Origin of the sequence: Glutamicibacter soli, assembly GCF_052322135.1 — a bacterium.
GTDB lineage: Bacteria > Actinomycetota > Actinomycetes > Actinomycetales > Micrococcaceae > Glutamicibacter > Glutamicibacter soli.
In genome coordinates, this window is record NZ_CM125969.1 from 3,373,374 (window position 1) to 3,396,174 (window position 22,801).

The following is a 22,801-nucleotide window of genomic DNA, read 5'->3' on the forward strand; positions in this document are numbered from 1 at the left end:
CTGACGTTCGGCTGCGCTCGGATTTCTGCGCGATGTTCCACATCCAGCGTTCCATGTTCGGGCAGGAAGAGACAGCGCTTGAAGCAAATCATCATCTCTGTTCGCAGCCAATGAAATCCCGCTGCCGCTTCAACCGGCTCTGATGGTATCCAAGGAGTTGTCAGCGCAGGTTCCAGTTTCGCCGGCGAGCGCGGAAAGATAATCCGCGAAACCGGATTTCAGCCGCCCTTCTAAGCGGCCTGAGGTGACCGCATGCAATTGGTCCGTGGCGACCACGCGGTATCCGCGACGCCTGAGTCTGGCCACGAGCTCAACGTCCTCATGGGCTGCCAAGGTCTTGAAACCCCCGACCTGCAAGTACGCCGTGGCGCTGACCCCGAGGTTTGCCCCGTGGATATGCGGATGGTGGGGCGCCAGCACGTAGCGTTCCCGCCACTGCCGGTACAGTTGCGGGGCCAATTCGACCCGGTCGGGTTCCACAGTGCCGGTCACCGCATCAGCTCCCCCGAGATAGGCCACGGCGAATTCCTTCAGCCAGTTCTCTGGAACCCTCGTGTCGGCATCGGTGCAGGCAATCCAGGTTTCTGATGTCCCGTGCGGCCCCGGCAGTCGGTTGAGCCCTTGGGCAATACCGAAGGCGCGGGTCGCTCCGACATTACCGAAGTTCACGTGGTGGGCAAAATAGCCCGGGTGTGTGGCCGCGAAGTCGCTGGCACGCTGCGCAGTGCTGTCCGTGCAGGTGTCCAGCACCACCATGGTGTGCACGGCGATGCCTGGGCAAACCGCTTGCAGGTTCAACTTCGACCGGTCCACGGCTTCCAGGCAGTCGAGGATGTACCGCTCTTCGTTATGGGCGGGAATGACAACCAGTATTGTCCGCAGTCTTCTAGCCATCCAACTGCCCGGGTTTGCGAAGGATTTCCAGCAAGAAGTCCCGCTCTTCATGCATCACCAGACGGTCCCACCGCCGGCGGTGGGCAATCCGGTGAACAGCCTGCCCGTCCAGAGGCCATCCCTCGATGGGGTGGAGCCAGTGGCAGAGCAGCAGTTCACCGCCGGGGGCCAAGACAGATTCGCACAGGCCTAGGAGTTCTTCAAGCTCGTCGGCGGCCAAGAAGTAGCCGATCTCGCTGATGACGACCAGATCGACCGTGCCATGGGCGAGTTCCGGCCATTGCTCGGGAAGCAGACGCTGTTCCAATCGCACGTGCTCGAAGCGCGCGGTTTCGCGCTGCGCTTGCTCCAGCGCGGTTCGGCTTGAGTCAATCGCCACCAGAGACGTACAGCGTTCAGCCAATGCCGAGGTTTGGATTCCAATGGAGCACCCAAGTTCCAGCACCGTGCCGTAGTGCTTCCGGGGCAGGGAGCTGAGCAGTATTCCGCGTTTCCTTTCCTCGTACCCGCTGTCCCTGTAGTTCCACGGATCAGGTTGATCCAGATAGAGATCTTCGAAAACCGAAGAGGTCATGGCGGTATCTTTCTCTCCGGAACGGGTCAGCCGGAAGATCTCCTGGGACTGCAGGAAGTGCTCCATGACTTCGGCACTGAGCATTGCCTCGTCCCCGGGCTGGTCGGACAGGGGCTGCGTTTGCGACTGGTGCGCGGATAAGGCTTTTCGCTTGGCATCCAGCGCTGCCGAATCCAGTTCGAGCCTGTTCCAATGCCACCATCGGCCGTCCTCGAGCGGTGAGGCCCAATGCCAGTACCAAATGGGGAACTCCAGGTGGAAGAGCGACAGTTGCTGCGCGATGCCCGCGGCGACGAGTCCGAGGACATCATGATCCGTATGGGCATCTGCCCGGTAGGTGCTGGCCAGCACGCACGGTGCTTCCTGTGCACGGTCAAGCAGGGCTTCGTGGAGTTCTGCGCGATGTGCGGCCAGCTGTCCGTCGGGAAGACCCAGCCTGCGAACCGTGATCCCGGGGCCGGTGCCGCTGTCCCGGCCAAGCTGCATCATGGCTTGGGAGACTTCCCCTGCACGCAAGCGGGCCAGCTGCTGTGCGGAGTGGGTCGAGGAGCCAGGATGGGAAGCTTCCCCGTCGGTGCAGAGGAGCACCTCCACGGTGATGTTGCGCCGCAGGGCTTCCTGCATCAAACCGCTGGCGCCGAGCGTTTCGTCGTCGGGGTGGGCTGCGAGAACCAGCAGCCCTTGCGCTGATTCGAAGACCTGGTCCAACGGCAGAACCTCCAGATCCTCGATTCCGCAGTCACGCCAAGCTTGGGCAGAGGTTCCTTGCTGCAGATGGCTGAACGTCACCATGGTTCTTGTTCCTTACTCCGGTCCTCCAGAAGCATCCGTCCCAGCGCGGCATCATCGCGTGTGGCATGGTGCTGGCGAATGTATATCGAGAGATCTGCAACCCGGCGGGCATGCTCTTCATCCAAGGCCAACGGCCCGGGCCCAGTGGCATGGCCGCTGATGTGGATCATGCGTTCACAGATCCGGGCGATTTCTCCTCTGGTCTGCGCGGCTTGACGCGGGCCGAGCTGTTCTCGATCCGCAAGCTCCGCAGCGCGTTCGAGCATGGCGGCCCCGGAGGCGAGGAGCCTGTCGGCCTCCCCCAGCCAAGCCAAGGCCAGCTGGTCTGGTTCGCGCGTGCGCGCCGTGCCCAGCAGGTGCCGGAACAACCCGACGGCCCCGCCGAACCAGCACGCCGCGACGCCAACGCCTCCCACGGCGAAGCCGGAGCGTTCAAGATACCAGCCGGCTTCCCCCACCGGTTGCGCCGGAGTATCCATGCACCGAAGCGATCCGCTCGGGACATCTTGCAATCCCCGGCTGACCCAGCTGCTATCGGCAAGTTCCGTTTCCGGCCCACCCAGCTCGATCATGAACAATTGCCGGCCCTGCGAGGTGTGCGCGCTGATCAAGGCATGAGTCAATTCTCCCGCCAGGGAACACCAAGGCTTGATTCCAGTCAGCGTCCATTGCCCTGAGAAACGGCTGGCTTCGAGCCGCTGGCCAGGCGCCTCCGCGGCAAAAACACCCCACGTGGTCGCTTGGGGCCACGGCATGTCAGCCTGGTGCAGTATTGCGGCGGCATCAAAATGCGGTTCGAGCGTGCGCGCTGCGACGAGATCCAGGGCCGCGACCGAGGCGAAAAATTCCCACAACTGCCGCGTCGAGCCGTTGCCCGGCACCGGCAGCTCTCCTTCGATCTGTTTCAGCGCATGCAGGATGGGGGTGGCGTGGCCTTTGCACCCGGCGGCCACATCCAGCAGATGAGGCGCGCTGGCCCACCATGTGCCCTCTTGATCTGCGGCATCAGCCCTATCGCCACGCGAAAACATAACTGGTGTCGATTCCACTGGGGCTCCTCTCTGTCGTTGCCACTCAGTGTAAGTCAGCGGCATGGAGCCCCCAGGCAATCTGAAAATTTCCACAAAACGAACTCGGTGCGGCAGTCCCTACATGCCCTTGAGGTGCTGTGCACTATTGCTGAAGCGCTCGAGTTCTTTTCGGGCTTCCCCCTAGCAGGGGAGACCGGAAACACCTAGAATGAAAAGAAATTACCGTAATACGAAAGTTGAGATCGTGGCTGAACATTCCGCTCCCCTGGCCGTGGGCCAGCAGGCCCCCGCATTCTCCCTGCGCAACACCGAATCCGAGGTTGTTTCGCTTTCCGACTACGCTGGCAAGAATGTCATCGTCTACTTCTACCCAAAGGCGGCAACCCCGGGCTGCACGACCGAAGCCTGCGACTTCCGCGACAACCTGAATTCGCTGCACGCTGCTGGCTATTCGGTTTTGGGCATCTCTCCCGACGAGCCGGAAGCCAATAGCCAGTTCGCTTCGGATGAGTCCTTGAACTTCCCGCTGCTCTCCGATCCGGACAATGCCGTGGCGAAAGCCTACGGATCTTTCGGCGAAAAGACCTTTGGGGACAAGACCTTCGTGGGCACGCTGCGCTCAACGGCAGTGGTGGACCCTGAAGGGAAGATCAGCCATGTGGAGTACAGCGTGGATGCCAAGGGCCACGTGGCCCGCCTGCGTGATGAGCTGGGTATCTAAAGCCCTTGGGCCCAGGCGGCCCTCCTGAATTCGGCCGAGGATGGGCGCAGGAACCGAAGGTTCCCGCACCCATCCTTTTGCGTCCGCACAGTCGCCATCTGATACTCCGCACCATAGTGGACTTTTGCCGGGCTAAAAGTTAGCTAAGCTAGCATTATTCCCAAGCCAAAGGAACTGCATGCCTCGCACAACCGCCCCGCTCCAGCTTGTCTGGTTCCGCGACGACCTGCGCACCGCAGACCATCCGGCGCTGACCGCCGCCATGGCTGCAGGTCCGGCCATCGCCGTCTACGTCTTCGACGAGCAATCCCCCGGACTGCGGGCGCTTGGCGGCGCCGCGCGCTGGTGGCTCCACCACGCTTTGCTCAGCCTCCGCGAATCACTGGCCGAGCTGGGTGTTCCACTGGTTCTGCGTAGCGGACAGGCAGCGGAAATCATCAACACGCTGGCCGAGGACTGCGGAGCGCAGGGCATCCATTGGACCCGCCGATACTCGGAAGCCGAACGAGAGGTCGATGCGCTGGCCAAGGCGAAGCTTCGCGGCGCGGGACGCGAAGCGCACAGCTACGCAGGCTCATTGCTGCACGAGCCTTGGCAACTCCAGACCCAGGAGGGCAACTCCTACAAGGTCTTCACCCCGTTCTACAACAAGCTGCGCGATGCCGAGCTGCGCCCGGTCCTGCCAGTCCCTGAACCGCAGGAAACCGTGAACAGCCTTCCAGACAGCGAGGACCTGGAGAGCTGGGACCTGCTTCCCACCAACCCCGACTGGTCCGGTGGGCTGGCCGCAAGGTGGGTCCCTGGAGAAGCCGAGGCGCACTCAAGATTGGAGGAGGTCGCCGAATCCATCGCCGCCGACTACCCGCAGCATCATGACCGGCCGGACCTGGACGGGACCAGCGCGCTGTCCCCCGCCCTGCGCTGGGGGCACCTCAGTCCGCACCAGGCCTGGGAAGCTCTGGGCCGGCAGTCAGCGTCGAATCCTGGCGCGTCCGAGGGCGTCGCCGCGGTCCGGCGCCAGCTGGCGTGGCGCGATTTCTGCTGGCATTTGCTCTACCACCACCCTTCACTGCCCACGCAGAACCTGCGCGGCGAATTCGACGCCTTCGACTGGGCGTGGCCGGACGACGATCCGCAGGCCGCGGCCCACGTTGCCGCCTGGCAGCACGGCGAGACAGGCTTCCGCCTGGTCGACGCGGGCATGCGGCAGCTCTGGGAAACCGGCTGGATGCATAACCGCGTCCGCATGGTGACGGCCAGCCTGCTGGTCAAGAATCTAGGAGTGCACTGGAAGGTCGGCGAGCAGTGGTTCTGGGACACCCTGGTGGACGCCGACCTGGCCAGCAACAGCGCCAATTGGCAGTGGGTTGCCGGCAGCGGCGCAGATGCTGCCCCATATTTCCGGGTGTTCAACCCCGAGCTTCAGGCGAAGAAATTTGATCCGCAGGGATCCTACGTGGCGCGGTTCGCCCCGGTGGCCCACGAGCCCATTGTGGATCTGAAATCCTCGCGAGCCCAGGCCCTTGAAGCCTACGACCATATGAAAGCCCGCCACAAGGGCTAGTCGTCTGACAGGCGCTCCCTGATCCGGGCATCGATGTCGGCGGACAGTTTATCGATGCTCGCCAGTGCGCGGTCCAGCTGTTCAATGGTGCCATACAGGCCTGCGGCTTCGCCCTCGGGTCGCCCAGAGTCCCGGTGCGCTTGCAGCGTCGACAAATCAAAGCAGACGTTGGCACGGCACCCGGAGATCGAGGCCCGCAGCGCTCCCAAGGCGACGACCACGTCGGCAACCAGGGCCTGGTTTCCATATTCGGCCAGCCATCGGATGTCATCAACCGCCGCCGCGGCCCGCTTCCCGATGGCGGCCGAGGACCGGGCAGCTTGCAGTGCCGCACCACAAATCGCCGCCGACCGGGCGGCGTCTGCCGGAGCATGGAAAGCCGCGCCGAAGGATGCAGAGCAAGCAGCGTCCTCATCCGCCAGCTGGAGGGATTCGTTGCGCAAGATTTGCCCTCGTCGCCTAATGCGCCCCGCTTCTCCCTCAGCCTCTGCATCCTCGCTGTAGCCGGCGGCCATGCAGATCAACGCCGCTGCCACGGACAGCATCACTCCGCTTCCCGCTCCCCCGCCAGGCACTCCGGTGGTCTGCGAAAGCTTCTCGGTCCATTGCGCGACCGTCAGCTGCTGCGTGGATACGGATTCCGGTTTTTCCATGCCACCAGTGTGCGCGCAGACCGCCGCAGGCCAGCGCTTCCTGAGTGGCCCCTGAGTTCCGCCAACTGCCTTCCCGCACCGAAACCCCATTGACCGCCGCGCGCGGCAGTTCCGCAACTGCCGGAATGACCTGCATGGCGACATCGGGTCAGGCAGCCGCACACGGCGCGATTCGATGCCCTCGAATCCCCGGGCGGCAAAACATGCAAGTGCAACTAAAGTGACCCCGGCTACACAAAACCTCAAAGTTCCCCGAGAAGTCTTGCTTTGCTGGGCACTTGGTAATTCAGGTGGTCGCTTGCTGAAATATAACCATATTTCATTAATTGACTAGGCCGTTTTTAACTATCCACGGTGATAATAATTCATCTAAAACGCAATCTGACATGGAAATTTCTGAGCTCGCTCCCTGGCGAACTGGACTTTCCTTCATGTTTCGAGACAACCAAGTCCAATTAAGATAGAACTCCTTAAGTGACGTAAATGCAGTGGATTTCGTGCAGTTCGCAAGCTCAAGCCAGAGCTGCACGAAGTTCCAAGAACAACGGGATCACCCGGACAGTTACGAACAAGGTGGAGGTCAAACAGATGCCAGGACGTATAGTCAGGACGAAAACGGCCGAGCGAGTCTCGGAACTTCTCGGGTCACGTGAAGGCCGCAAGCACTTGTCCGAGTACGGATGGGCCCAGGGCATGCCAATCGTGATGACGGTGTCAACGGAATCCGTCAACGACGTGATGGGACTAGTAAGCATGCATGGCCGCTCAGTTCTGGTCGCAATGCTCGATCCCCGGACGGACGAGCTGAAATTCCTCTATGTGGCTACGCCTAATCCGGCCTTGGAGACCGTGGGATGCGAAAAAGATTCAACCCCGATTTCGGATCTCTTCGAGCGCGCCGAGTTGCAGGGCTTGGTGACTTTTCGCTCGAAGTACTGGGAATGCAGCACGGTCACGCACCCAGTCCCCGTTTTCCACGGTGCACCCGAAGTGAAGAGCTACGCCCAGCATTTCAATAGTTGACGAGGATTTTGCACGGTACGTATTCCGGCGCTTGGCTGCTGGGCAAAGACCAGTAATCGGTCGCCCAGCGGCCGGGCCGCCGAAGAACGTTCTGTGGGGCAGGCATACAAGTGATGTCATCGGGAGCCTGGAATCCCGCAGGGACGGAGGAACACCCGCAACGGGTTATTCCGCCCCATCGCCACGAGCACAATGCCGGACCGCGTCGATCAGCTCTTGGATCTCATTCACCCGTCCATCCCAATAGGGGTTGCCAAGGCCAAAACCGTTCGCCGCTTCCTCGCTCAAGCGTCGGAGACAATCCCGGTGGCTCTCCAAGGCGCTGATGAGATCGTCGAATTGGTCAACGTTGAGATTCAGATGCAGGTGCTTGCGAGGTCGGCGGTTCATCGGCAATTTCTGTAGGTTCATTGGCTCCACGTGGGTTCGACCTTACGCCTGCCGCTCCTGCCGCAAGGGGGTTGCCAGGGTTTTAACTGAAACTCACAAGTTGGCATCTCGTCTCAAAGCGCATCCCAACCAACTAAAACAGCCCAAGCAAATCCAATACTTCTTTTTGGAGGAACACATGAGCACCAATGACGTAGAAAAAGTCGTCAAGATCATCGAGGACATCAAGGTGGGCATGCTGACCACCCGGTCGGGAGAGAACCTGCTCAGCCGGCCCTTGACAGCAGTTCAAGTCACCGACGACGGCGACCTCTGGTTCTTCATCGCGACAGAATCCGAAATCGCCCAGGAAGTGGCGAAGGATCGCAACATCAACATCTCGTTCTCCGACAAGACGAGCTGGGTCTCCGTCCGCGGCACCGCTGAGATCGTGCGCGATGTCGGCAAGAAGGAGGAACTTTGGAACCCTGCGGTCGAGGCATTCGCCCGCGGCGGAGCCAAATCGCCGAATGTCGCGCTGCTGCATGTGAGTTCCGAATCCGCCGAGTACTGGGAAAATCCGGGAGGGCCGGTCAGCCTGGCCGCCAGCTGGGTCAAGCACAAGCTGACCGGAGAGCAGGCGCACCCCGGCGATTCTGGGGTGGTTGACCTTTAAATTCGCGCGCGCCGACTAGTGACGCGTGAGTCAACTAGTCAAGAGATTGAATGCAACCTCGACATGAAGCAATAAGAGTCACGTCTGTTGGAGCGTTCAACACTGCACAGTCGGGAACGTACCAAGTTTAGGAGTGGCCCAGCTAGACCTCAAGTTCAGAAAGGACATATATGAGCCTACGCCAACGAGCATGTATAGCAAGGGAACGTGCCACATGCCTCTCTACTGCAGACCCCCGCCTACTTCCAAGGAATTCGGGAAGTAGGCGGGAGCGGAACTATCTCTAGGCAACCGCGGGCGCATGATCGTGCGCGCTAGCCTGGAAATTTCACCAGCTTGTGGTTCACGAATTCGGCCATCCCGAACTTGCCCAGCTCACGACCCACTCCAGAGCGCTTCACGCCGCCGAAGGGCAGCTCCGCGGCGGTGCCGGACGGCTCGTTGATGGAAACCATGCCGGTTTCCAGGCGGGCGGCAATGGCCTGCGCACGCGCAGGATCCTGGGTCTGCACCGAGGCGCCCAGCCCGTAGTCCGAGCTGTTGGCCAACTGAACCGCGGCGTCGTCGCCGGAGACCTTGTAGAGCACTGCCACCGGGCCGAACAGCTCTTCCGAATACGCACGCATGTCCGGGGTGACGTCGGCCAAGATAGTCGGAGCGTAGTATGCGCCTGTGCTTTCGATCTTGGCTCCGCCGGCGAGAACCGTAGCGCCTTTGTCGATGGCATCCTGCACCTGCGCGGCCAGGCCGTCACGGGCCGCAATCGAGGACAGCGGGCCCATGAAGGTGTTCGGGTCGGTGGGGTCGCCCACGATGATCCCGGCCACCGCGTCGGCGAAGTTCGCGGCGAACTCGGAGTACACCGACTCGTCGACGATGAAGCGCTTGGCCGCGTTGCAGGCCTGGCCGGTGTTGCCGAAGCGGCCGAATAGGCCCTGCTTCGCGGCGGCCGGCACGTCGGCGTCATCCAGCACCAGGAACGGATCCGAGCCGCCCAGTTCCAGCACCACCTTCTTCAGGTTGCGTCCGGCGATCTCCGCCACCGCGGAACCGGCACGCTCCGAGCCGGTCAGCGAGACACCCTGGATGCGGGCGTCGGCTATGACGTCCGCGACCTGCTCGTTGGTCGCGAAGATGTTGACGTAAGCGCCCTGTGGGGCTCCTGCGTCCAGGAAGATCTGTTCCATGGCCAGCGCGGATTCCGGGCACTGCGGGGCATGCTTGAGCACGATGGTGTTGCCGTTCATCAGGTTCGGCGCGGCGAAGCGGGCCACCTGGTAGTACGGGAAGTTCCACGGCATGATGCCCAGCAGCGCGCCGACCGCTTCCTTGCGGACTACTGCGGTGCCGCCGCTGGCGACCTCCAGTTCCTCGTCTTCCAGGAACTTCGGCCCGTTCGCCGCGTAGTAGCGGTAGATCGAGACAACGATATCGATCTCAATTCCAGACTGGAAGATCGGCTTGCCCATCTCGCGGGTGATGATCGCGGCCAGCTGCTCGCGGCGTTCGGCATACAGGTCCGCGACGCGGTTCAGCAGGTCCACGCGGTCCTGGATGGCGGACTTCGACCAGGTGCGGAAGGCCGCATCGGCCTGCGCGACGGCCTGGGCGACCTGCGCATCGGTGGCCGTATCGTAGCTGGCCTCCACGCGCCCGGTGGCGGGATTGGTGACTGCATAGGTGCTCATTGACGTGCTCCTTGGAAAAGTTGGGATGTTCTCGGCGGACCGGACTGCGCTAGGGCAGGGCGATGGCCTGGTCGGTGACCACGTGGATCAGGGCCGGGCGGCCTTCGGCCACGGCGGCCAGCGCACGCTGCACGGCCTCGGCGGCCTGGGCATCGTCGTCAACGTATTCGCCATGCCCGCCGAAGGCACGGGCAAAGGCGGCGAAGTCAGGGTTCTGCAGCTGGGTGCCGGAGACGCGGCCCGGGAAGTGGTGCTCCTGGTGGTCGCGGATCGTGGCAAACTGGCGGTTGTCCATGACCACGGCCAGGATCGGGGCGCCGAACTGCGCCGCGGTGGCGAACTCCTGGCCGTTCATCAGGAACTCGCCGTCGCCGCACACGGCCACCGACAGGCGCGCCGGGGCCTGCTTGGCGGCCACCACGGCGGCCGGGATGGAGTAGCCCATGGAGCCGTTGCGGGTGGACAGCGCCGAAGGGAAGACGTTGGTCGGCATGTACCACTGGGCCCAGGCGGTGTGGTTGCCGGCGCCCACGGAGTTCACCACGTCATCGGGCAGGCGCGAGATCAGTTCGCGCATCACCACGGACATGCGGGCGGTGCCCGGGGCGGTGGCCGGAAGCTGCTCGTCGCCCGGGATGGTGGAAACCTTCACCTGGGCCTCGCGGCCGGCGGCGCGCCAATCCTCCCAGCGTTCACCGGCGCCCAGCTCGATGCCTTCCAGCGCGGCGGCGAAGGCCACCGGGGAGGCCAGCACGTGGGCGCTGAGGTTGCCCGAGCGTCCGCGCAGCGTGGTGTCGGGGCTGATCACGTAGTTCACGGCGTCCGGGTCCTGGCGCAGGGTGTAGCCGTCGGAGGAGACATCACCCAGCACGCAACCGATGCTTACTAGCACGTCGGCGTCGGCGAGCATGGTGGCCGCGGCGGCCGAGCGTCCGTAGCCCAGCGAGCCCATGTTGACCGGGGAGCCGAACGGGATGCGGTCCGCGGCGTGCCAGTCCTGCACCACCGGGATGTTGTTCTTCTCGGCGAAGGCGGTGACCTGGGCGGCGGCCTGTGCGCTCCAGCGCTGCCCGCCGACCATCAGCAGCGGACGCTGCGCGCCGTCCAGCGCCTGGGTGATCGCCTCGAGCTGCGCGGCGTCCACTGCGCCCTCGGCAACCGGGATCGGCGCGGTGAGCGCGGCGGTGAATTCCTTGGTGATTACGTCTTCGGGCAGGCCCACGACCACCGGGCCGGGGCGCCCCGAGGAGGCGGCGAAGAAGGCCTCGGCCACGACATCGGAGGCGCGGTTCGGCTCGTCGAGCACGAAGACGCGCTTGGTCTGGGTGCCGAACCAGGCGTAGGGGTCGAATTCCTGGAAGGATTCGCGCATGCGGTCCGCCACCGGGATCAGGCCCACGAACAGCACCATCGGGGTGCCGTCCTGCCAGGCGGTGTGGATGCCCACGTAGGCGTTGGAGGCGCCGGGGCCGCGGGTGACCATGGCCACGCCGGGACGTCCGGTGAACTTGCCGTAGGCCTCGGCCATGTAGGAGGCGCCGCCTTCCTGGCGGGCGATCACGTTCTCGATGTTCGCCCCGTGCAGGCCGTCGAGCACGGCCAGGTAGGACTCGCCCGGGACGGTGAAGACGCGGTCGACCCCGTGGAGGGCCAGCGAGTCGACGATGGCCTGTCCGGCGTGGGTGGGGTTGCTCGGGGAGTTGCTCATGGGGTTGCTCCTGTGTGCTGCTGTGCGGTGTGCGGGGATGGAATCGGTGGGATGTGCGGGGGCGGCCGGTGCGGCCGCGGCCGAGCTAGAGGTCGCCATAAACCAGCGCCCCGCCCACCACGGTGGCTTGCACGCGGGTTTCGGCAATCTGCTCGGCGTCGATCTCGTAGAGGTCCTGGGAGAGCACTACGAAGTCTGCCAGCTGTCCGGGGACCAGCTTGCCCTTGTAGTGCTCCTCGTGCACCGCGTAGGCGCTGCCCACGGTGTAGGCATGCACCGCCTGGGCCACGGTGAGCTTCTCTGAATCGGTGAAGGGGGCACCGCCCTGCGTGGTGCGCTGCACCAGCGAGGCGATGTTCAGGATCGGATCCGCGCTGACCACCGGGGCGTCGGTGGAGCCGGGGATGACCAGGCCGGCGTCCAGGAAGGACTTCACTCGGTAGGCCAGCGGCTGGCGTTCGGCTCCCAGCGCGGTGGCCACCCCGTCGCCCAGCTCGTGGATGAACCGGCCCTGCGGGACCGGGACCAGTCCCAGCTGGACCATGCGGGCGATCTGCGCGTCGGAGGCCATCGAGGCGTGCTCGATGCGGTGGCGGGCGTCGGTGCGCGGAAGCAGCGACTGCGCCTCGGCGACAATGTCCATCACCACGTCCAGCGCGGCGTCGCCGATGGCGTGCACGGCCAGCTGCCAGCCGGCCAGGTGGGCGCCGATCAGCTTTTCGCGCAGCGTGTCCTCGGGAAACTGCAGCAGCCCGCGGTTGCCTTCGTCGATGGCGTAGTCGCAGCACATGAATGCGCTGCGCCCGATCAGCGAACCGTCGGAGAGCACCTTGGTGGGGCCCAGTCGCAAGAAGTCGTCGCCCAAGCCACTGCGCAGGCCCAAATCCAGGCCGTAACGGGTGTGTCCGTCAACCTTGTCGGTGTCCAGCTGGTGCAGGGTGGTCAGGTAGGGCATCAGGGTGGCGCGCACGCCCAGCTGGCCGCGCTCGCGGGCCAGCTGGTAGCCGGCCAAATCCACGGTGCTCTGCCCGATGTGGTCCGGGGCACCCACGCCGGGCTCGGTGATGGAGGTGACGCCCAGCTTGAGCATTTCCTGCGAGCCGGCCGCAACCAGCTCGGCCACGTCCTCAATCGTTTTGGCCGGGATGTGGTCCAGCACCAGGCTGCGGGCGGTTTCCTGGAGCAGGCCCAGGGCCAGGCCGGCGGAATCCTTGGGCACCGCGCCGCCGTCGGGCACCGGCACGTTGCGGCGTTCCGGGTAGCCGGAGCGCTCGAAGGCGAGGGTGTTGGCCACGGCCATGTGGCGCGAAACATGCCAGAGGAAGACCGGGTGGCCGTGGCTGACCGCGTCCAGCGCCAGCGCGGTGGGGTGTGCATCGCCAAGGAAGTTCTGGTCGTAGCCAGTGCCGATGACCCAGGCACCATCGGAGGCCTCACGAGCCGCGGAATCCACAGCGGCCAGCAACTCGTCCATGGTCTTCACTGCCTGCGGACGAAGGTCGACCTGGCGCAGGGCATCCCCGATGAAGGTCAGATGCAGGTGGGCGTCGTTGAAGCCGGGAACGACTGACGCGCCGCCGAGGTCGACCACCTGCGCGAAGTGGCGGGTCTCCACTTGGTCATCCAGGCAGATGATGCGTCCTTGATGCACCCCCAGTGCCTTTGCCATCGGACGTCGCGGGTCTTGAGTGTGGATGGTTCCGTTGGTGTAGAGCACGTCGAACATGGGTCCTCCTGCGTCGAGCTTGAAGTGATCTGCCTCAAGTATCCGCACGCAAAGTCCATGCTGTCTAATGCATAAAAGATCTATTTAACATGCTCAAAAGTTATGCATCGCGCCCTGGAACATCCCAGGACTCCTGCCGCCCTCCCACCATTTCCATCAGCCCTGAGGCCAGTTCGCGAAGCTTCGCTTCCGCGTAGTGGCCTCGACGCCAGGCCATGTACATGTGAAGCGTCAACGGACTGGCATCTGGCACGCCTAGTTGCTCGAAAAGGGGTATTCCGCGCACCCCGAAGGCAGGATATTCGGTATTGACCGCGATGCCGCGGCCGGAGGCGACCAAGGCGTGGGAAACCAACCCGTCGTCGCACACCTCTGCGCGCTCAATCCGCAGCCCTTGGCGTTCGAGCGCTTCAGAAAAAATCCGGCGACTGACCGAGTGTTCCGGAGAGAGGATCAGCGGCTGGTCAACCAGCTCCGAGAGTTCGATCCCTCGGCGGCTTTCCCCCAGCCAGCGGTGCCCTGCTGGCACTTGGGCGCGGATCGGCACATCTCCCAGCATGACGGTTGCCAGATCGCCAGTGGGAATAGTCGGGGTGATGATGAAGTCGAGGTCATCGAGCAGGGCCGATTCCAGCTCGAAGTGCCCCGTTTCCCGGGCCACAATTGTCGGCTGGTCCGGCCCGAGCTCGGCAATGAAGTTCGACAAGAATCCACGCAGAGAGGCCGTCGTTGCCGCGCAAGAGAGACGCTGAACCTGGCCCGTACGCAGAACCTGAACGGCCGCGTCCAAGTCACGGGATTCGGCCAGCAGCTTGCGCGCCATGGGGACGAAGGCCCTCCCGCTGTTGGTCAGCACGAGCCGGTTGCCCGCAGACTGGAAAAGCTCGATGCGCAATTCGCGCTCCAGGGTCTTCAGCTGTCGACTCAGGGCCGGTTGGGCGATATGGAGGACCTCCGCGGCGGCCGTCACGGTACCGTGCTCGACAACGGCGATGAAATACTGCAGTCGGCGAATGTTCATGCTTAAGAAGATAGCAACATGGCGACCAGTGCAATCGAGAATCCGACAATCCATAACCAAACGGCATGATGTCACTTCCTATCTGGTCTTAGACGCAGACAGCACGGCCCGGCAATACTGAAAGTGACGCAAATCTATGGCGCGGCTCACTTGAACAAGAACGCGCATCACCCAAGGACAACCGCATGAAAACATCTCGCTCCCTGACGCCCCAACAGCGTCAAACCCGGGCCACCGCCGGCGCCTTCGTGGGCACCGCCATCGAGTGGTACGACTTCTTCATTTTCGGCACCGCCGCAGCACTGGTCTTCGGAAAGGTGTTCTACCCGGACATCGCCCCGGGCGCCGGCATCATGGCCTCCTTCGCGACCTTCTGGGTCGGCTTCCTGGCCCGTCCGCTGGGCGGGGTGCTCTTCGGACACCTGGGCGACCGTTTTGGGCGCAAGAACGTCTTGGTGGCCACCCTGTTCCTCATGGGCAGCGCCACTACGCTGATCGGCCTGCTTCCGGGCTATGCAACCATCGGGGTCTTCGCCCCAGTCGCCCTGGTCGTGCTGCGTGCGCTGCAGGGCCTGGCGGTGGGCGGCGAATGGGCCGGTGCCACGCTGATGGCCACGGAGTCCGCCAGCGAGAAGAAGCGCGGCATGGCCGGCGCCTGGGTCCAGCAGGGCTCCCCCGCCGGCGCCATCATGGCCACGCTGATGTTCCTGCTGGTGGGTACGCTCGATGACGCGGCCTTCCTGTCCTGGGGCTGGCGCGTGCCGTTCCTCTTCTCCGCGGTGCTGGTCATCGTGGGCCTGGTGATCCGCGCCAAGGTCGAGGAGTCCGCCGACTTCACCGAGTCCCGCGCCGCCCACGAAGTGGTCAAGGTGCCGCTGGTGCAGGTCTTCAAGACCGCTTCCTCCTACGTCTGGTTGGGCGTGGCCGCCTCGGTACTGGGCATCGCGATTGCCTTCTTCAACAACACCTTCCTGCTGTCCTGGACCACCACGTCCGTGGAAAACGGCGGCATGGGCATGAACCGCCAGGTCATCCTGAACATCCTGCTGGCCATGGCCATCTTGCAGTTCATCTGGCAGCCCATTGCGGCCAAGATCGCCGAACGCATCGGCGGGGTGCCGGTCATGCTCTGGGGCCTCTTCCTGAACCTGCTGATCATCGTGCCGCTGTTCCTGGCCATCATGAGCGCCAACGCCGTGGCCATCTCCCTGGTGCTGGGCGTCTCGATCCTCGGCGGCACCGGCTACTACGCCATGCTCTCCTCCTTCCTGTCCCAGGCCTTCCCGGTCAACGTGCGCTTCACCGGCGTGGCCTTGGCCAACGGCCTGTGCGCTTCGCTGATCGGCGGCTCGACCCCGCTGATCGCCCAGGCGGTCCTCGGCTCGCTGGGTCCGTGGGGCGTGGCCGGGTTCTACGCGATCATCGCGCTGGTCACCATTGGCGGCGTCTGGGGCCTGCACCGCAAGATGAGTGCGCGCGATGCCCGCGCCTCACAGGTGCCAACCTCCTCCTAGTCCCGGGGAATCCGGGACCTGTCAAAAAATCAGGGCGGCTCCACCACCACATCCGCGTCGTGGTAGAGCCGTCCTTTGCCAATGCTCGCTGGAAGTTGTGACAACTGGATAGATGTGGGCCAACACCCTGCAAGCTCACCCGAACGCGTCGAGTGGCCGCCCCATAAACAGGACCATGAACGCACCGACCCGAGGGCAAAGGACGGTGGCGAAAGCGCACCATGGCCGTGGTGCTCGAACCGGCACGACCACTGCCAACCTTGGGGTTTTGAAAGACATCAAGAAGTTCCTCGAACACAACGCGTACTTGGTAGACGCGTGATGTGGACATCCAGAAAACGAGCGAGTGGCCGCGGAATTGCGGGCTTTGGTGGGAACAACAGGTTTCTGGAGCTGGCAGCATGCCGAGGTGATCTGCTTCTGGCGCTGCGAAATCCCTAACTCCGATTTCGGTAGCGGGCCACGAAATCGGAGAGGGCCATGGCATGGATCTGCTAGACGGCCACCCTGGGATGCACCCACACCCAAATGGCTTTCCGAGCACTTCTAACTTGCGCACTAATCGTGATCCTTCAACTGTCCAACACCCCGGTCTGGACGGACCCTGCGGATCTTTAGTTCGCATGAACTTTCACCCATCGTCACAAGGCTCGCACGGCGGTAGCGCTCCCTGTGCGATGCCGGATAGTCCTACAGAAATATCTACCTTCAGCAATATGGTTCGCACCCTCAGATGACCTAGTACCAGAATTGTCTCTAAGCTACGTATGCAGGGGCCCAATGATCGCTGGCGTACCTTCACAACCCTTCATTACTTCCCTTGCTTCAGGGAATCCGCCCATAACCTCCAAGGATTAGGAGCCGGTCGGAAGGAACCAACTTGCAGGTTTACTTATACTTGTCCGTGCGCTGCCGATTGCGGGTCTCGGTAATCTGCCGCTCATAGGACAGGTACAGGCTTGCCACCAAGCGCACCTCGGCCATGCTGCCGCCGAGCAGCTCGGCGGCCTTCTTGATCCGGTAGCGCACGGTGTTCTGGTGCACGAAGAGCGCCGCCGCCGCCCGTGAAATGTCCTGGTCCAGCGCCAGATAGGCGATAAGCGTCTCCTCCAGCTCCGGCTCTTCGCGCAGCGGGGCGATGAAACGCACCAGCCGCTGCCGATCCAGCGGGCTGTCCACGCGGGCCAGCATCCAGGTGGCCGGGTCCAGGTCGTCCGCTCGCAGCAGCAGGCCTTCGGTGCCCGGTTCGTGCTCGGTGTCGCGCAGCGCCACCTTGGCCGCGAGCTCCGCCCCGCGCAGCAGCTCCGGGATCCGCGAGAGCGACCCGGAGGCCTCGCCCAGGCCGATGGCCAAGTTCTCCCGCTGCTCCGCCAGCCACCCGACCGCCTGTTTGGTGTCAGGGATCAGCGCGTTGAATCCCGCGCGGATGTCATTGCTGCGCCCGTTTTCCGCGAACAGCAGCGGCGCCCCGGCGCGTTGCGCGGAGCTGAGCAGGGTTTCCACCCGGCGCGGGCCCAGGCTGCCCTCATGCAGCACCACGGCCGCGACGCTGCGCACCGGCTGGTAGGCCTCGAAGCCGAAGGGCTGCAGCAGCTCCCAGTAGCGCAGTTCGCGGGAGACCTCGATGCCGTCCTGCAGGCTGGTGAGCAGCTGCGAATTCTCGTGGCGGCGCCGCGAGGCATCCAGGTGCTGCAGCCCCTTGATGGCGCCGAGCATCTTCTGCGTGGTGTCCAGCAGGATGTCCCCCACATCGCCCAGCACCTGCTCGTTCCGGCTGGCAATGGCCAGGTGGTAGCCGCGCCCGCGCATCACGATGGTGCGGTACATGACCTGCCAGCGGCCGATGCTGATCTTCTCGTAGTGCACCCCGTGGTTGGTGATGGCCTGCAGCACCAGGTGCACCGGGCCGTCGCCGCTGGACTCGACCAGCTTGCCGGTGTCCTCGTAGAGCATCGCCGCGCCGCGGCAGTTGGCCGCCACGCGCTGGATCAGCGAGGCGATCGGCTGGTCGGAGGCGATGGAATCGAGCAGGTCGTTGGTCAACCACATGGCGCGCTTCATGCCGTAGTCCTCGGCCACCGGGCCCAGCGCATTGACGTACTTCTCCACGTGGCTGAACGGCACGTCCCGGGCCACGGTCAGCAGGTTCACGTCCGCCCGCTGGCAGGCCTCGATGAGTTCCACGGGAACCGCCTCGAAGTAGATGCCCAGCCCGAAGCACAACGCGGAGACCCGCGCCCGGCGCAGCGCGGCGGCCAGGCCCGCGGCGGCCGCCTCCAGGTCCTGCTCGCCTTGCAGGCGCAGCCCGGTGGTGAGCATGATGTTTCCCGGATCGAACCAGCGCCCGGGGTCGTGGATCTCGGAGGTGTGCGCCCCGCTGACCTCGATTTCGGGGTGCGGCAGCACTTCCGCGTGCAATCCCAGTGACCTCACGTGAAGCAATTCCTGCACCGTCAATGGCTCGCGCTCGCCCACCGCACCAACTTTCTTGTCCCGGCCGGCCCTGATTCCCGCGGAACTCCGGGGCCGTTGTAGAAACTACAATCTACGCGCGCCGAGCTTTGAATTCCACCAATGACAGAGATGTGGGTCACACATCACAGTGGATACCACAAGTTCCAAGCGTCACCACGAGGAGAGATCATGGCCAACCTAAGAGTCGCCGTAGATGTTGGAGGAACCTTCACCGACGTCTGCATCTTTGATGATGAAACCCAGAGCATGCGCGTCACCAAGGTTCCCTCCACCCCGCATGATCCGATGGAAGCGGTGATGAGCGGCGTGCGCCGCGCCGAGGTCAACCTGGCCGACGTCTCGCTGTTCTCGCACGGCACCACCGTTGCCACCAACGCGCTGATCACCCGCCGCTTCCCGAAGGCCGCCATGGTCACCACCCGCGGCTTCCGCGACGCCATTGAAATCGGCGACGGCACCAAGGACGATTTGTGGGACGCCTACAATGACGTCTCCGGCCCGTACATCCGCCGCCGCGACCGCTTCGAGGTCACCGAGCGCACCGACTACGCCGGCAACATCATTACCGAACTGGATGAGACCGAGGCCCGCCAGCTCGCAGCCCTGCTGCGCAAGCGCGGGGTCACCACCGTGGCGGTCTGCTTCCTGAACTCCTATGCCAACCCGGCCAACGAGATCCGCATGCGCGAGATCCTCGAGGAGGAGCTGCCGGACACCGCGATCTCCGCTTCCGCGGAAATCCTGCCCGAGATCTTCGAGCACGACCGCTTCAACACCACCGTCTCCAACGCGGTGCTCGCCCCGCTGGTCACCGGCTACGTGGACCGCCTGGCCACCGAGCTGAAGGCCGGCGGCTACGCCGGCGACCTGCTGCTGCTGCACTCCGGCGGCGGCTCCATGACCCCGCGCATGGTCAAGCGCTACCCGGTCCGCCTGGCGGCCTCCGGCATCGCGGCCGGCGCCATCGCCGCCAAGCACGTCGCCGCCCAGTGCGGCTTCGAGAACGCGGTGGGCCTGGACATGGGCGGCACCTCCACCGACATCTGCCTGGTCTCCGGCGGCGAGCTGCGCATCACCAAGGAATGGCAGGTCGAATACGGCCACCCGATCGTCTTCCCGTCCATCGAGGTGCTGACCATCGGCGCCGGCGGCGGCTCGCTGGCCCATCTGGACATCGCCGGCTCGCTGCGCAACGGACCGCAGTCCGCGGGCGCCGCCCCGGGCCCGGCCTGCTACAACACCGGCGGCGAGGCACCGACCAACTGCGACGCCAACGTCGCGATGAACCGCCTGGGCACCACCCTGGCCGGCGGCGCCCGCGAGCTGGACCGCTCGCTGTCGCTGGAGGCCATCGACCGGGTCATCGGCAAGCCGCTGGGCATGAGCACCGAGCAGGCGGCGCACGCAATCGTCCAGGTCGCCAACGCCAACATGGCGGACGCGGTCCGCCTGGTCTCCATCCGCCGCGGCTACGACCCGCGCGACTTCGCGCTGATCGCCTTCGGCGGCGCCGGCGCCCTGCACGGTGCGGAGGTGGCCCGCGAGCTGTCCATCCCGACCGTGGTAGTCCCCGCCAACCCGGGTGTCACCTCGGCGCTGGGCTGCCTGCTGGTGGACATCCGCCACGACCTCTCGCTGATGTACAACGCCCCGGCCAACCAAGTCGACCCGAAGGACGTGGAAGCCGAATTCGCCGCCCTGGAAAAGGAAGCCACCGCCCGCCTGCGCCACGAGGGCGTGGCGGACGAGGACGCCATGCTGCAGCGCGAGATCTCCATGCGCTACGCCGGCCAGTGGCGTTCGCTGGCGGTGCCGATGGGCCAGGGCCCCGGCGCCCTGCAGCAGGCGGTTCAGACCTTCCACCAGCAGCACGAGAAGGAATTCGCCTTCAGCCAGGAAGACCAGCCGGTGGAGATCTACCAGCTGGGCCTGAGCGCCATCGGCAAGACCCCCAAGCCGGGCTTCGTGCCGGCCACCGAGCTCACCGCGGACCCGGGCGCACCGGCATCCCGCCGCGAGGTGTACTTCGGCGCCGAGGGCTGGGTGGACACCCCGGTCTACGAGCGCAGCCTGCTTCCCGCCGGCGCCACCTTCGAAGGCCCTGCCATCATCGACCAGCTCGACTCCACCACCGTGGTCCCACCGCACACCACCGCCGAAATCGACGGCTGGGGCAACATCCGCATCCACCTGCACAACCTAGAGAATTCTTCGGAGGTCTAAAGTGACTCAGATTATCCAGACCCCAGCAGTCCGCAGCACCGGTCCGGCGCTGGACCCGGTCACCTTCGAGGTGCTGAAGAACGCGTTCGCCACCTCCGTGGACCTGATGAGCGAACAGATCCTGCGCACCTGCTACTCGTTCGTGATCTACTCCCGCGACTTCTCCTCCGCCCTGTGCGACGCGCAGGGCAACACGGTGATGCAGGGCTCGGGCGACATCGCGGTGCACGTGGGCACCCTGCACTTCCAGTGCAAGGCAGTCCTGGAACAGTTCGGCACCGACATCCACGACGGCGACGTCTTCGCCATCAACGACCCGTACCGCGGCGGCACCCACTTCAACGACGTCTCCTTCATCCGCCCGATCTTCTCCGGCGGCGAAATCATCGGCTTCGCCCAGAACAAGGGCCACTGGGCGGATATCGGCGGGAACGTGCCCGGTTCCTTCGACGTGAACGCCAAGGAGCACTTCGGCGAGGGCCTGCGCATCACCCCGGTGCGCGTCTACTCCAAGCACGTGTTCCTGCACGACGTGGCGCAGCTGCTGGTCTCCAACACCCGCGCCCCGGAACAGGCCATGGGAGATTTGCACGCGCAGTCGGAGGCCACCGCGGTCTGCGAACGCGAGGTGCTGCGCCTGGTGGACAAGTACGGCAAGGACACCGTGGTCACCGCGATGCAGGAGACCCAGGACTACGTGGAGCGCATCGTGCTGCGCCAGCTGCAGGACCTGCCGCGCGGCACCTGGGAAACCACCGACTACCTGGACGTGGACCCGGGCAAGGGCGAAGGCCTGGTGCCGATCAAGATCAAGCTGACCCTGGACGGGGAGGGCATCCACTACGACCTGTCCGAATCCGCTCCGGCGGTGGCGACCTTCCTGAACTCCGGCTACGGCACCAGCCACTCGGCCATCTACGCGGGAACCAAGACTTTCTTCCCGGAGGTTCCGCTGAACTCCGGCTTCTACGCCGCGGTCCAGGCGGAAATCGGCAAAGAGGGCTCGGTGGTGAACGCCGGCTGGCCGCACGCGGTGACCGGCTTCTGCTCCGGACCGTATGAGAAGATCATGAACGGCATCTTCGAGCTGTGGAGCCAGATCATGCCCGAGCGCGCCATGGCCTGCGCCTTCAACCTGGAATACCTGCTGGTGGGCGGCCGCGATGCCCGCACCAGCGAGGACAACTACTTCATGTGGTACGACTGGATGGCTGGCGGCTGGGGCGGACGCTCCTCCAAGGACGGCGCTTCGGCCACCGCACCGGTCTTCGGTCCGGGCCTGGCGGTGCAGCCGGTCGAAGGCCAGGAACGCCTGTCCCCCGTGCTGACCACCAAGCACGAGATCGCCATCGACTCGGCAGGACCGGGACGCTTCCGCGGCGGCCTGGGCATCGAAAAGGGCGGCATGCTCACCGATGCGCACTCCACCGTCATGAGCTACTGCTGCGACCGCTCGCGTTCCATCACCTGGGGCATCGAGGGCGGCCTGCCCTCCATCCCGCACGGCGTGTGGCTGAACCAGGGCACCGAGGACGAGCGCTTCCTGGGCTCCATCTTCTCCTCGGTTCCGATCCAGCCAGGCGATGTCTTCACCCGCCCGTCCGCCGGCGGCGGCGGCTTCGGCGACCCGCTGGAGCGCACCGCGGAGGAAGTGCTGGAAGACGTCATTGACGGCTATGTCTCCATCGACCGCGCCGCGGCCGACTACGGCGTGGTCATCGAGGAAGTCGACGCCGAACTGGACGACTACCGCATCCTGGCCGAGGACACCGAGGCGCTGCGCACCCAGATCCGCGCCAACCGCCGCGGTTGGCTGGAAGAGGATGCCGAAGCGGTGGCGGCACGCTACCGCGAGGGCAAGGTCGGAATGCTGGATGTCATCCGCCGCCACGGCGTGATCCTGCACTGGGGCACCGGCGAACTGCTGGAGAACTCCACCACCGAGTACCGCCAGCTGATGCAGCGCCGCTCGGCCGCCCACTGGGACGCCTAGTCCCGGCAGAGCACGCAACATTGCACCACCCATTGCACCATTAGGTGCAGCCCGGGCGGTGCGGGGAAGATCCCACGAAGATCGTTCCCCGCACCGCCCTGTTTCACCCGCCGCCACCTGCGGCTTTTGTTGGACACGCTTCACCCGGTGAGCCCG

At 64.6% G+C, this 22,801-nt stretch carries 17 protein-coding genes; 7 read left to right on the forward strand and 10 right to left on the reverse strand.

Going from position 1 to position 22,801, the window contains the following annotated elements; genetic code table 11:
• Positions 1–129 precede the first annotated feature (129 nt).
• The 3 genes from ACTX90_RS16015 to ACTX90_RS16025 are packed head-to-tail and all read right to left on the reverse strand — an operon-like array spanning position 130 to position 3,309.
• The gene (locus ACTX90_RS16015) at positions 130–894 is read right to left on the reverse strand and encodes a glycosyltransferase family 2 protein (protein WP_181728082.1); all 765 of its coding nucleotides are present in this window, start codon (positions 892–894) and stop codon (positions 130–132) included.
• The gene (locus ACTX90_RS16020) at positions 887–2,260 is read right to left on the reverse strand and encodes a PIG-L family deacetylase (RefSeq protein ID WP_443442413.1); all 1,374 of its coding nucleotides are present in this window, start codon (positions 2,258–2,260) and stop codon (positions 887–889) included. The genes ACTX90_RS16015 and ACTX90_RS16020 overlap by 8 nt, the downstream gene beginning before the upstream one ends.
• On the reverse strand, positions 2,254–3,309 hold the full coding sequence (locus tag ACTX90_RS16025) for an acyl-CoA dehydrogenase family protein (RefSeq protein WP_146955974.1): 1,056 nt from the start codon (positions 3,307–3,309) through the stop codon (positions 2,254–2,256). Before ACTX90_RS16025 ends, ACTX90_RS16020 begins: the two co-directional genes overlap by 7 nt.
• Positions 3,310–3,499: 190 nt before the next feature.
• Between ACTX90_RS16025 and bcp the strand changes: the two genes are divergently transcribed.
• Together bcp and ACTX90_RS16035 are read left to right on the forward strand one after the other, a co-directional pair.
• Positions 3,500–4,012: a thioredoxin-dependent thiol peroxidase gene (gene bcp, locus ACTX90_RS16030; RefSeq protein ID WP_082124010.1), complete on the forward strand. Its 513-nt coding sequence runs from the start codon at positions 3,500–3,502 to the stop codon at positions 4,010–4,012.
• Positions 4,013–4,190: 178 nt separating this feature from the next.
• A complete protein-coding gene (locus ACTX90_RS16035) occupies positions 4,191–5,576 on the forward strand; it encodes a cryptochrome/photolyase family protein (RefSeq protein WP_047120301.1) in 1,386 nt (461 codons plus the stop codon).
• Here the strand turns inward: ACTX90_RS16035 and ACTX90_RS16040 are convergent.
• Positions 5,573–6,229 carry a cyclodeaminase/cyclohydrolase family protein gene (locus ACTX90_RS16040; RefSeq protein WP_443442414.1) on the reverse strand — a complete coding sequence of 219 codons (657 nt, stop codon included), beginning with the start codon at positions 6,227–6,229 and terminating at the stop codon, positions 5,573–5,575. The two genes, ACTX90_RS16035 and ACTX90_RS16040, sit on opposite strands and share 4 nt — an antisense overlap.
• A 693-nt stretch (positions 6,230–6,922) precedes the next feature.
• Here ACTX90_RS16040 and ACTX90_RS16045 point away from each other — a divergent pair.
• Entirely contained in the window at positions 6,923–7,252 is a 330-nt protein-coding gene (locus ACTX90_RS16045) for a hypothetical protein (RefSeq protein WP_231735887.1), read from the forward strand.
• 165 nt (positions 7,253–7,417) lie between these two features.
• On the opposite strand, the gene ACTX90_RS16050 is transcribed toward ACTX90_RS16045, so the two are convergent.
• Positions 7,418–7,663, reverse strand: a complete 246-nt coding sequence (locus tag ACTX90_RS16050) for a hypothetical protein (RefSeq protein ID WP_443442415.1) — start codon at positions 7,661–7,663, stop codon at positions 7,418–7,420.
• Between the two features lie 157 nt (positions 7,664–7,820).
• On the opposite strand from ACTX90_RS16050, the gene ACTX90_RS16055 reads away from it, so the two are divergent.
• The gene (locus ACTX90_RS16055; RefSeq protein WP_113607136.1) at positions 7,821–8,297 is read left to right on the forward strand and encodes a pyridoxamine 5'-phosphate oxidase family protein; all 477 of its coding nucleotides are present in this window, start codon (positions 7,821–7,823) and stop codon (positions 8,295–8,297) included.
• A 314-nt stretch (positions 8,298–8,611) separates the two neighbouring features.
• Here ACTX90_RS16055 and ACTX90_RS16060 read toward each other — a convergent pair whose 3' ends face one another.
• The 4 genes from ACTX90_RS16060 to ACTX90_RS16075 all read right to left on the reverse strand — a co-directional run bounded on the left by ACTX90_RS16060 (position 8,612) and on the right by ACTX90_RS16075 (position 14,440).
• A complete protein-coding gene (locus ACTX90_RS16060) occupies positions 8,612–9,985 on the reverse strand; it encodes an NAD-dependent succinate-semialdehyde dehydrogenase (RefSeq protein WP_424572677.1) in 1,374 nt (457 codons plus the stop codon).
• A 49-nt stretch (positions 9,986–10,034) separates the two neighbouring features.
• Positions 10,035–11,693, reverse strand: coding sequence for a thiamine pyrophosphate-dependent enzyme (locus ACTX90_RS16065; protein ID WP_047120306.1), 1,659 nt, complete (start codon positions 11,691–11,693; stop codon positions 10,035–10,037).
• 85 nt (positions 11,694–11,778) lie between these two features.
• A complete protein-coding gene (locus ACTX90_RS16070; protein ID WP_443442416.1) occupies positions 11,779–13,419 on the reverse strand; it encodes an amidohydrolase in 1,641 nt (546 codons plus the stop codon).
• A gap of 100 nt (positions 13,420–13,519) precedes the next feature.
• A complete protein-coding gene (locus tag ACTX90_RS16075; RefSeq protein WP_160309106.1) occupies positions 13,520–14,440 on the reverse strand; it encodes a LysR family transcriptional regulator in 921 nt (306 codons plus the stop codon).
• Between the two features lie 185 nt (positions 14,441–14,625).
• Here ACTX90_RS16075 and ACTX90_RS16080 point away from each other — a divergent pair, with 185 nt between their 5' ends.
• Positions 14,626–15,954, forward strand: a complete 1,329-nt coding sequence (locus tag ACTX90_RS16080) for an MFS transporter (RefSeq protein ID WP_443442417.1) — start codon at positions 14,626–14,628, stop codon at positions 15,952–15,954.
• Positions 15,955–16,842: 888 nt separating this feature from the next.
• Here the strand turns inward: ACTX90_RS16080 and ACTX90_RS16085 are convergent.
• A complete protein-coding gene (locus ACTX90_RS16085; RefSeq protein ID WP_443442418.1) occupies positions 16,843–18,387 on the reverse strand; it encodes a helix-turn-helix domain-containing protein in 1,545 nt (514 codons plus the stop codon).
• Between the two features lie 210 nt (positions 18,388–18,597).
• On the opposite strand from ACTX90_RS16085, the gene ACTX90_RS16090 reads away from it, so the two are divergent.
• Both ACTX90_RS16090 and ACTX90_RS16095 read left to right on the forward strand, forming a co-directional pair.
• Positions 18,598–20,652, forward strand: coding sequence for a hydantoinase/oxoprolinase family protein (locus ACTX90_RS16090; RefSeq protein ID WP_443442419.1), 2,055 nt, complete (start codon positions 18,598–18,600; stop codon positions 20,650–20,652).
• Between the two features lies 1 nt (position 20,653).
• On the forward strand, positions 20,654–22,645 hold the full coding sequence (locus tag ACTX90_RS16095) for a hydantoinase B/oxoprolinase family protein (protein ID WP_443442420.1): 1,992 nt from the start codon (positions 20,654–20,656) through the stop codon (positions 22,643–22,645).
• The last annotated feature ends 156 nt before the right edge of the window (positions 22,646–22,801 follow it).